Source organism: Nitrospinota bacterium (assembly GCA_016217735.1).
Lineage (GTDB): Bacteria > Nitrospinota_A > UBA7883 > JACRGQ01 > JACRGQ01 > JACRGQ01.
This window is the reverse complement of record JACRGQ010000072.1, coordinates 1-9,117: the sequence shown is the minus strand read 5'-3', so window position 1 is coordinate 9,117 and position 9,117 is coordinate 1. Positions and strand designations below refer to the sequence as shown.

General features: G+C 60.4%; 9 protein-coding genes. 6 read left to right on the top strand and 3 right to left on the bottom strand.

Annotated elements, in window-relative coordinates; all coding sequences use genetic code 11:
* Positions 1–190: 190 nt before the first annotated feature.
* Positions 191–1,027, top strand: coding sequence for a dioxygenase (locus tag HZA03_12095; protein MBI5638696.1), 837 nt, complete (start codon positions 191–193; stop codon positions 1,025–1,027).
* Between the two features lie 8 nt (positions 1,028–1,035).
* Positions 1,036–1,563 (top strand): GNAT family N-acetyltransferase, encoded by a 528-nt coding sequence (locus HZA03_12090; GenBank protein MBI5638695.1) that lies wholly within the window; start codon positions 1,036–1,038, stop codon positions 1,561–1,563.
* A 6-nt stretch (positions 1,564–1,569) separates the two neighbouring features.
* Here HZA03_12090 and xseA read toward each other — a convergent pair whose 3' ends face one another.
* The 3 genes from xseA to HZA03_12075 form a co-directional block, all read right to left on the bottom strand.
* Positions 1,570–2,937: an exodeoxyribonuclease VII large subunit gene (gene xseA, locus HZA03_12085; GenBank protein MBI5638694.1), complete on the bottom strand. Its 1,368-nt coding sequence runs from the start codon at positions 2,935–2,937 to the stop codon at positions 1,570–1,572.
* The gene (argJ, locus tag HZA03_12080; protein ID MBI5638693.1) at positions 2,937–4,112 is read right to left on the bottom strand and encodes a bifunctional glutamate N-acetyltransferase/amino-acid acetyltransferase ArgJ; all 1,176 of its coding nucleotides are present in this window, start codon (positions 4,110–4,112) and stop codon (positions 2,937–2,939) included. Before argJ ends, xseA begins: the two co-directional genes overlap by 1 nt.
* A 98-nt stretch (positions 4,113–4,210) precedes the next feature.
* Positions 4,211–4,399: a hypothetical protein gene (locus HZA03_12075; protein MBI5638692.1), complete on the bottom strand. Its 189-nt coding sequence runs from the start codon at positions 4,397–4,399 to the stop codon at positions 4,211–4,213.
* A gap of 157 nt (positions 4,400–4,556) precedes the next feature.
* Here HZA03_12075 and HZA03_12070 point away from each other — a divergent pair, with 157 nt between their 5' ends.
* The 4 genes from HZA03_12070 to HZA03_12055 all read left to right on the top strand — a co-directional run bounded on the left by HZA03_12070 (position 4,557) and on the right by HZA03_12055 (position 8,794).
* On the top strand, positions 4,557–4,751 hold the full coding sequence (locus HZA03_12070; GenBank protein ID MBI5638691.1) for a hypothetical protein: 195 nt from the start codon (positions 4,557–4,559) through the stop codon (positions 4,749–4,751).
* A 526-nt stretch (positions 4,752–5,277) separates the two neighbouring features.
* Positions 5,278–6,912, top strand: coding sequence for a hypothetical protein (locus HZA03_12065; GenBank protein ID MBI5638690.1), 1,635 nt, complete (start codon positions 5,278–5,280; stop codon positions 6,910–6,912).
* The gene (locus HZA03_12060) at positions 6,909–8,063 is read left to right on the top strand and encodes a serine hydrolase (protein ID MBI5638689.1); all 1,155 of its coding nucleotides are present in this window, start codon (positions 6,909–6,911) and stop codon (positions 8,061–8,063) included. Before HZA03_12065 ends, HZA03_12060 begins: the two co-directional genes overlap by 4 nt.
* A complete protein-coding gene (locus HZA03_12055; protein MBI5638688.1) occupies positions 8,060–8,794 on the top strand; it encodes a hypothetical protein in 735 nt (244 codons plus the stop codon). Before HZA03_12060 ends, HZA03_12055 begins: the two co-directional genes overlap by 4 nt.
* Positions 8,795–9,117: the final 323 nt, after the last annotated feature.

Sequence of the window (9,117 nt, the reverse complement as noted above, 5' to 3'; positions counted from 1 at the left end):
CCGCTATGCGCTTCTTGAAATCGCATGAGTAACACCTCCTGCCCGAACATCGTCTTTCTCATAAAACGCCTCCATGGACGTTTTATATAACCGGACAGGTAATGTGCTCCTACACCGGACGGTTAATGTGCTCGCAACACCCTGAAGGAACGGGGTTGCCAGATTGGCATGGAAGCTTCAGAATATATAAATGGAATACTTCCACGCGGTCGAGCCCGGGGCCGGTCCGGCGGTTTCCACCGCTCCCGTACTGTTCGTTTCGCACGGCGCGCCGACGGTGGCCCTGGAACGGGACGGTTTTTATGCGGCGCTTGCCGCCTTCGGAAAAAAACACCGTCCATCGGCCATAATCACCGTCTCCGCGCACTGGCTCACCGAAGGCGCGGTGGAGGTGACCGCCATCGCCGGCATCAACGCCACCATTCACGATTTTTCCGGCTTTCCGGAAGATCTGTACCGGATGAAATATCCCGCCCCCGGCAGCGTGCCGTTGGCGCGCACGGTCGCCGGACTTCTGGCGGCAAAAGAAATGAACGTTGCGCTCAACCACGCGCGGGGACTCGATCATGGCGCATGGACGCCGCTGGCGATCATGTACCCGGAACACAACGTGCCGGTTGTGCAGGTGTCCATCCCGTGGCCTTCCGCCCCGGAGGTTCTTTTCACGATGGGCGAAGCGTTGGGCCGGTTGCGCGCGGGGGGCGCGTTGCTCATCGGCAGCGGGGGCATGACGCACAACCTCTCCATGCTGGCCGGGGGAACGAAGGAGGCCGCGCCGCTGAAAGAGGCGGCGGAATTCGACGCGTGGGCGGCGGCGAAAGTGCAAGACCGCGACGCGGCGGAACTGTTCGAATATCTGTCGCTGGCCCCCCACGCCGCGGCAATGCACCCCACGGCGGAACATTTTTTGCCGCTCTTCTTCACGCTCGGCTGCGCGCGCGATGACGACCGGCTCGAAACGGTTTTTGAGGGATTCCACCACGCCGCGCTTTCCATGCGCTCATTCGCGTTCACCGCCACGGGATAAAAAGGGAAATGCCGATGACCGGGCTCCGCCACGAAAAATTCCTCATCCGGCCTTTCGTGCCGGAAGACGCTCCCGCCCTCGCCCGCCATGCCGCCAACCGCAACGTGTGGCAAACGCTGAGCGACGACTTTCCGCACCCGTATACCGAAGAACAAGCCGCCAATTGGATCGCATCGGCTATGAACGCCTCGCCCCGCACCCACTTCGCCATAGAGGTGAAAGGAGAGGCGGCGGGGGCGATTGGTTATCGCGTCATGCCGGGAGGGTTCAACGCGGAGATTGGTTACTGGCTGGGAGAGGATTTTTGGGAACAGGGGATCGCCACCGCCGCGGTAGACCTCATGCTGGATCACATTTTTGCCCGGCACCCGGTGCCGAGCGTCACCGCCAATGTTTTCGAATTCAACAACGCTTCCATACGCGTTTTGCAAAAAACCGGGTTCAGGCTGATCGGCTGGCAAACCGCCACAAAGGCGGGCAAGACCGTGCAGCAGATCATTTACTCGCGCGGGCGCGGCGCGGGCGGGCGGGCGTAACGCTCCTTAAGTGCCCGCTTTTTCCACCCGGGCTTCTATGCGCCCTTTGCGCAAAAGGATTTCCAGCGGGTCGCCGGGCGAGACCAGCGCGGCGTCCTTGATCACCGTGCCATCCGGCAGGCGGGCGATGGCGTATCCGCGGTCGAGCACCTTCATCGGCGAGAGCATATCGAGCTTGCCCCCGGCGGCCGTGAATTTTTGTTTCATTTGCCCCAAATGCATCCTGAGCGTCCGCGCCATCTTTTCTTCCAAATGCGCCACATGCTCCATCTTGCGCCTGATCTGCTCGGAGGGACGCAACAGCCGCAAATGCTTCATCAGCGCCGCGAGGCGTTGGACTTTTTCCAGCCGCCGCCTTCTTGCCGCGTTGGCGATCCGGAGCAGGCATTCGTCCACGCGCCGCCGGTTCGGCTCGAAAGCGCGCGACGGGTCGGTGAAAACCGGGCGGCGGATGAGATCGGCGACGCGCCGCTTCTGTTCGCGCACCAGCGCCACCATGTCGCCAGCCATTTTCCGCTGGAGCTGCTCCACCGTGTAACGAAGGTCGGCCGCGTTCGGCGCCGCCAGCTCGGCGGCGGCGCTGGGGGTGCTGGCGCGCAGGTCGGCGGTGAAATCGGCGATGGTGAAATCTATCTCGTGTCCCACTGCGCTGATGACCGGTATCCGGCTGCGGTAAATAGCGTCGGCGACGATCTCCTCGTTGAAGGTCCAGAGACTTTCGGGGCTGCCGCCGCCGCGCCCGACGATGAGCAGATCAACATTGCCGTAGGCGTTGAAATCGTCGATCGCCTGCGCCACCTGAAACTTCGCCTGCTCCCCCTCCACCAGCACCGGAGCGAGGATCATCTTCACCGCCGGGTTGCGGCGGCGGATGATGCGGGCGATATCCTTGAACGCCGCGCCCACCGCCGAGGTGACAATGCCGATGGTTTTTGGATACGGCGGCAGCGGCCGCTTGCGCTCCTCGTCGAAGTACCCCTTGGCGGCCAGCTTCTTCTTGAGCTGCTCGAATTTTATCTGGAGCGCGCCCAGCCCCGCCGGTTCCACCCGGTCGGCGACCATGTTGTATTTTCCATAGGGGCCGTAGTTGCTCATCCGCCCGCGGACGATGACCTTCATCCCCGGCTCCACGCGGAACGGCACGCGCGCGAGCGACGTGCGCCACATGGTCACGTCCAGCACGTCCTTCTCCTCCTTCAGCGTGAGGTAGAGGTGGCCGGAGGTGTGGTACGTCGCCTTGCTCACCTCCCCCTCCACCCAGATGGAGGGGAACGAGCCTTCGAGCATATCCTTGATGAGCCGCGTCAGCTCGGTGATGGAGTAGACCTTCTCCTGTCCGCCCGGCGGGACGGTGGAGGCGAAATCGTACGCCATCAGGTGCGGTAATCCGCGTTGATGGTGACGTACTCGCGGCTGAGGTCGCAGAAGATGTACGAGGTGGAGGCCTTGCCCCTGTTGAGCACGAGGCGCATCAGAACTTTTTTCTTTTTCATTTCCGCCGCCAGAATGTCTTCGGATGTTTTCGCGGGAAGGCCGTTCTTGTACGCGGGGTATTTGCCGAAGTAAAGCTCCATCTTATCGGGATCGACCGGCACGCCGCTGTAACCCGCCGCGCAGATGATGCGCCCCCAGTTCGGGTCGCCGCCGTGCAACGCGGTTTTCACCAGCAGGCTGCCGGCCACCGCGCGCGCCACAGCCAGTGCCTCGGCCTCGTTCTTTGCTTTTTCCACCTTGATCTCGGCGATGCGCGTTACCCCCTCGCCGTCGCCGACGATCATCTCGGAAAGTTTCGCGCAGACGGCGGTGAGCGCCGCGACGAATTTTTTGTAGCCGGCGCTCCCCTTGGCAATCGGCGTGTTCCCCGCCGCGCCGTTGGCGAGCAGGATGAGGGTGTCGTTGGTGCTGGTGTCGCCGTCTATGGTGAGGCGGTTAAAGGTATGTTGGGCGGCCTCCACCAGCGCGGCTTGCAGCACCGGCTTGGCGATGGCGGCGTCGGTGAGCGTGAAGGCCAGCATCGTCGCCATGTTCGGGTGTATCATCCCGGCCCCTTTGGCGCTGCCCCACACGGTAACCGTCTTGCCGCCGATTTTCGCCCGCGCCGAAGCCTCTTTGGGGCGGGTGTCGGTGGTCATGATGGCGCGGGTAAAGGGGACCGCGTCGTTGCCCAGCGATTGGGCAAGCCGAGGCACCGCGGCGAGGATTTTCTCCATCGGCAGTTGCAGGCCGATAACGCCGGTGGAGGCGATGAGCACCTCGCCGGTCTTGATGCCGAGGTTTGTGGCGACTGCCTCGATGGTGGCTTTGGCGTTCTTCATGCCGACCGTGCCGGTGGCGGCGTTGGCGTTGCCGCTGTTGACGATGACGGCGCGGTGCGCGCGGTTTTTCAAATTCGCCTGGCTCAGCAATACCGGCGCGGCTTTCACCCGGTTGGTGGTGAACACGGCGGCGGCGGCGGCCGGCTCGTGGCTGATGATGAGGCCGACGTCCTCTTTATCCCACTTCTTTATTTTCGCTTTGACGGCGGCGTAATAAAAACCCTTCGGCACCACGTTTCATATCTCCACAATTGTCAGCTTTTATTTATATCAGGTACACCATCCCTTGAAGCTTTGGGAAGTGCCGCCAGCTTGACGGCGAACGGGGAGCCTTACATGCCCAGCGACTCTTTCAGCTCTTTATGCGACGTCCATTTTTTATTTTTTCTTTTCACTTGGATGGCCGACTGGTAATCCTTTTTGTCTTCCCGCTCAATACCCTTCAGGCGCAGAAACTCGCCGTAGTCAAGGATGACGGCCACGGGCTTGCCGCTTTCTTTAATAACCTGTGTTTTAATCACGATACGCTTTCAACGTTCAACCCATGCCATGAATGGATTTTACGTCCCGTGAAAAATAAATGCAAAGGAATTGGTGCGCCTTTCGCGGAGAACCCGCTCTCTTCCAGCTATTTTTTAAGGATTATGCCTATTCGCTTTTTGCGCTACAATTAAGCATATGAAAATAACGGTTCGCAAAGATGGTGAAGGATATTTGGCCGAGGTAAAGGGACACGCCCATCTTTTCGCGTGGTCGCCCACGCGGGCGGGGGCAAGGGCCGAGCTTAAGAACGTCGCCGAAATGATGCTCGATTACCATCTTGAACAGATAGAGGTCGAGCGCAAAGTAAAAACGATCCTAGCTGCCGTCTAAAATGCCCTATTCTTTCCGCGAAATTGAACGGCCTGTCCACTGGGCAATTTCATAAGCTATAAGGTGCATCTTGTTCAAGTCAAAATCGTCACGGAAAAGCGGCTACTTGGATTCTTTGGCGGCGGCGCAGGCGGCTTTCACGGCGGCTTCCCGCGAGGGGTAGTTGAAATAGCTGCCGCCCACCACCAGCCACCAGCCGTTCATATACATCAGCTTGGGGTCGGCGGGGCGCACACGGCCAGAAGAATTATTATCCGTCCCATCATCTTGCTCATCCTGCCGCCGATAGTACCGCAAAAACGCGCCTTGTTAAGCACGGCGGACAGTATCGTCTCCGCGCCGAAAAATGCGCGGACAACAAATCCCCCAATCCGCCCGGCGCCGCCGATAAGCCGCCCGCCGGTTAACCCGGGGGTAAGATTTCAGGCAGCCGCAAAAATCTGATAGGCTCATTTCATGTGCATCATCTTGGTCAAGGCACACCCATCCGGCACGTTGGACGTGCGCCGCACTCAAGGGCAGAGACATGATTAATGGACCCAAAGAGTCGGGGGGACGCCGGTACTCTTTGGGTATCGTGATACTCGGTCTTCTTGCGGCTGTTGCCGCAATCGTATTTTTTGCCGCCAATGATTTCGACCGCCGCGCGATTCATTGGGGGCGCATGCAGGCCGCCCTGCTGCTCACCGTGCCGCTCCTGCCCGGCATTTTACTGTTGGCCGCACGGCGGCTGCGCGGCATGGGCATCGCCTACGCGGCGGGCATCGGCACCGTCGCCGCGCTTGTGCTGGCGCTGCCAATCGGGCTGCTCATCCTCTTTTTCGGCGTCGCCACGCCGGAACAGCGGGTCGACGCATTGGCGTTGGCCGGCTATATGCTGGCCATGCTGGGGACCGCCGCATCCGCGTGGTTTGCCCACTTTCGGTTGCCGCGCGATCAACGCCGGCATACGGTTGCCGCACTGAGCCTGACCGGCGCGGCCCTCTACGCCTTGTTCGGATGGGGATTCTTCCAGAAGGCGGTGCATAAGCCCTACGACCGCGCGGCGCTGATCCGCGAATACAACGACCGGCAGGCGCGCAAAACCATTACCGCCGTTGCGGACTGCGCGCGGAAATATGCCGGGGGCGGCGGGCGGCGAGGGTATCCGGCCGACATGGCCGGCCTGTTCGCCAGCGGCTGTCTGCCGCGGAAACTTCAACGTGGTCAGTCGAATGCAGCGGCCGGCGCGGACGAATACGCCTTCTACTACTACGCCGACCCGCCTGATGCGGGCGGCAAGGCGGGGCGATTCGCCGCCTGCGCCCGCGCCGAGAGTGAAGGGGCTGGAACGCTGGTTATAGGCATCGATACGGACGGAAACGTCACTGAGCTGGGAGCGCCGGCCTGGAAACCCGCCTCCACCTGTTTCGCGGCCTGGGCGGGAAACGACGACAAGCACTACCTGAATGCGCTGGCGGGCTGTCTGATGAGCGGCGTTGCCTTGCGGCCCGGGCGCGGATACCCACCGAGCCTTTTCATCGAACAGGGTTCCCACGCCGGCGCCTGCGATTTCCGCATGATCGAGATTGGCGGGGGAGGGCGTATGCGCACCGAGCGCGGGGTGATCGAATACCGGCCGGAGCCGGAGGCCGGCGGCGTAATCAGCGGTTACAGGCTGACACTGTATCCGCGGGGCGGCGGAGTGGCCCTGGAAATGGATCATCGGGGCCGGGTGCGCGAACTCAAGCTGACAAATGCCGCGCCAACGCTTGATGCAATCGAAACGATGCGCCCCGCCGAGGCATTGAAAGAGGAGGAATTGAACGCCAAGCGCCGGGAACTGAAGACGGCATGCGAATCCGGCGCGCTTTCGGTCTGCGAGGACTTGGGCGATTTCGAGTGGGAGAACAGCCAGCCCGACGCCGCCCGGCGATGGTGGGACTTCGCCTGCGAGCGTGGCCGCCTGCAAAGCTGTCTGCTCAGCTCGCGCTACAATCCCACCACCTCCCCCGACGAGGCGCGCGGCTACAAGGAGCGGTGCGTTCAAGGCGAGACCCGCTACTGCCAAAAACTGGAGGAACTGACGCGCACGCTGGAGCCGAAAATCGAGGAGCTGCGCCGGCGGAGCGGTTTCCAAAGCCCGAATGGGGCCGCGGCGCGCATCGAAAGGAAACGATGAGATTCAAGCAGCTTCATCCAGGCTTGATGGCAATCTGCGCAGCCGTCTTCTTATTGGGATGGTGGGCCGCTTTTGTGGGGCCAACCACGGCCTATCGCACCCTCGCATATAACTTCTCAGGGATAGATGATTACCGTATTTTCCCCCATCGGCTCATGACGGCATCGGCGCGGCCTTTTCAATTCGCGGAGGGCGCCGGCATTGCCAACAGCGCGCCGCGAGTCGATTTCGGCGGCCGAAAAGATGTTTCTCTTTCCGAACTGCTGGCAAAAACCGGCACGACCGCGTTTCTGGCAGTACAAAACGGCCGGATTATTGTAGAGAGCTACCATGACGGCTATGACCGCGCCACGCCAAGCATGTCATTTTCGATGGCGAAATCGTTTTTCTCCGTTCTTACAGGTTGCGCCCTTGCCGACGGCTACCTGAAATCCATCGATCAACCGGTCACCGATTATGTTCCGGAGCTGCGATCACAAGGGTTCGCCGCGGTCACCTTGAAACATCTGTTGCAAATGACCTCCGGCATTGATTATGCCGAGACGGGAATGCCCCTGGGAATACATGTCCGCTATTACTATACCGATCATCTGGAACAGGAAATATTGAAACTTACGTTAAAAGAGCCGCCCGGCACGCGGTTTGAATACAAATCGGGCGATGTCTTTTTGTTGACGCTCGCGCTGAAGCGCGCGCTGGGAAATAAAAGCATAACGGAATATATGCAGGAGCGTCTCTGGCGGCCACTGGGGATGGAGCATGACGGTATTTGGAGCATAGACCATGCACCCGATGGGCTGGAAAAAACCGGGTGTTGTTTGGCCGCCACCGCGCGGGATTTTGCAAAATTTGGAATGTTGTATTTAAACAAAGGGACGTGGGAGGGGCGGCAAATCGTTCCGGCGGACTGGGTACACGCATCCACCCAGGCCGACATGAGCATTGGCAGCGCCTGGAACTACCAGCGGATGTGGTGGAAGGTTGATCAAAACAGGCCGGACTTTATGGCGAACGGACATCTCGGCCAGTTTTTGTACGTCAACCCAATCGCCGGCGTCGTCATCGTCCGCCTCGGCAAGGGCATGGGCGGGTTGAACCGCGGGGAGTGGACTCAGGTTTTTATATCGCTTTCGGAAGGATTAACGAAATGAGCGGTGGCGGCGGGAAGGGGGGACAAACAATGGGCAATAGGGCGGGCACGCTGGTTGTCAGGCGGCTTTATTTCCTTATAAAAGGCGGGTTGGGAATTGGGCTGATGCTGTTTTTGAACGCCTGTAATACGCCACCCCTGTACGAATCCAAGGCGAGGGAGTTCTTGACCGGACAAGGCGTATCGGCATCCACCATCCTCAAGCTCGAAGAAAGAAGCCCGCTAAGCGCCGAAGAAGTGGTCATGCTCAGCCGCTTTAATGATGTATCCACATTACACCTGCTCGGTTCCAATCCGTCCACGCCACGGGAAATTCTGATGCGCCTTGCACGGCATCGCATCCAGGATGTTCGCTGGGGCGCGGCAACCAACCCGAATACGCCCAAGGAACTGCTCCTGAAGCTGCGCACGCAAGGCAGGTACTCCACCACAAACGGATACCTGGCGAGAAATCCGGCGCTGCCGGAAGAAATCATTCGTGAGATGTTCCGCGCCAAGGAAGTTGCTTGGTACGATATTGCCATGAACACCGCGTGCCCCATCGATCTCATGCGGGAAATACTTGAACGCGGGACGGATACGGACCGCACATGGCTGGCCTGGAACCGGAATCTGCCGCCGGAGATCATGGAACGTTTGGCGAAAGACCCATCGCCGGGAGTGGCGCGCATGCTATCCGGCAATCCAACTTATGCGCGGTGGAAAAAGAAGCCGTCCCTTGAAAAGCCATGAATGGTGGAGCAGGGGGGGATGCGGCCTCACGCGCCGTCGCATCACGCTCCGGCTTGCGCGGCCCGGCTTCGCCGTCTCGGCAAACGTCCTGTTTGCCGGTGCTCCCTCATCGGTCGCACACGACGGCTTGCTTCGATCCCCTCCAATACCGGACCAAAATACAAAACGCCCCTAAAGGGGGTTTTTGTATTTTGGTGGAGCAGAGGGGGATGCGGCCTCACGCGCCGTCGCATCACGCTCCGGCTTGCGCGGCCCGGCTTCGCCGTCTCGGCAAACGTCCTGTTTGCCGGTGCTCCCTCATCGGTCGCACACGACGGCTTGCT

What these genes read in the sequence shown, in the direction of transcription:
- HZA03_12095 (MBI5638696.1), top strand. Translation starts at nt 191, where the DNA reads ATGGAATACTTCCACGCGGTCGAGCCCGGGGCCGGTCCGGCGGTTTCC.
- HZA03_12090 (MBI5638695.1), top strand. Translation starts at nt 1,036, where the DNA reads ATGCCGATGACCGGGCTCCGCCACGAAAAATTCCTCATCCGGCCTTTC.
- xseA (MBI5638694.1), bottom strand. Translation starts at nt 2,937, where the DNA reads ATGGCGTACGATTTCGCCTCCACCGTCCCGCCGGGCGGACAGGAGAAG.
- HZA03_12070 (MBI5638691.1), top strand. Translation starts at nt 4,557, where the DNA reads ATGAAAATAACGGTTCGCAAAGATGGTGAAGGATATTTGGCCGAGGTA.
- HZA03_12065 (MBI5638690.1), top strand. Translation starts at nt 5,278, where the DNA reads ATGATTAATGGACCCAAAGAGTCGGGGGGACGCCGGTACTCTTTGGGT.
- HZA03_12060 (MBI5638689.1), top strand. Translation starts at nt 6,909, where the DNA reads ATGAGATTCAAGCAGCTTCATCCAGGCTTGATGGCAATCTGCGCAGCC.
- HZA03_12055 (MBI5638688.1), top strand. Translation starts at nt 8,060, where the DNA reads ATGAGCGGTGGCGGCGGGAAGGGGGGACAAACAATGGGCAATAGGGCG.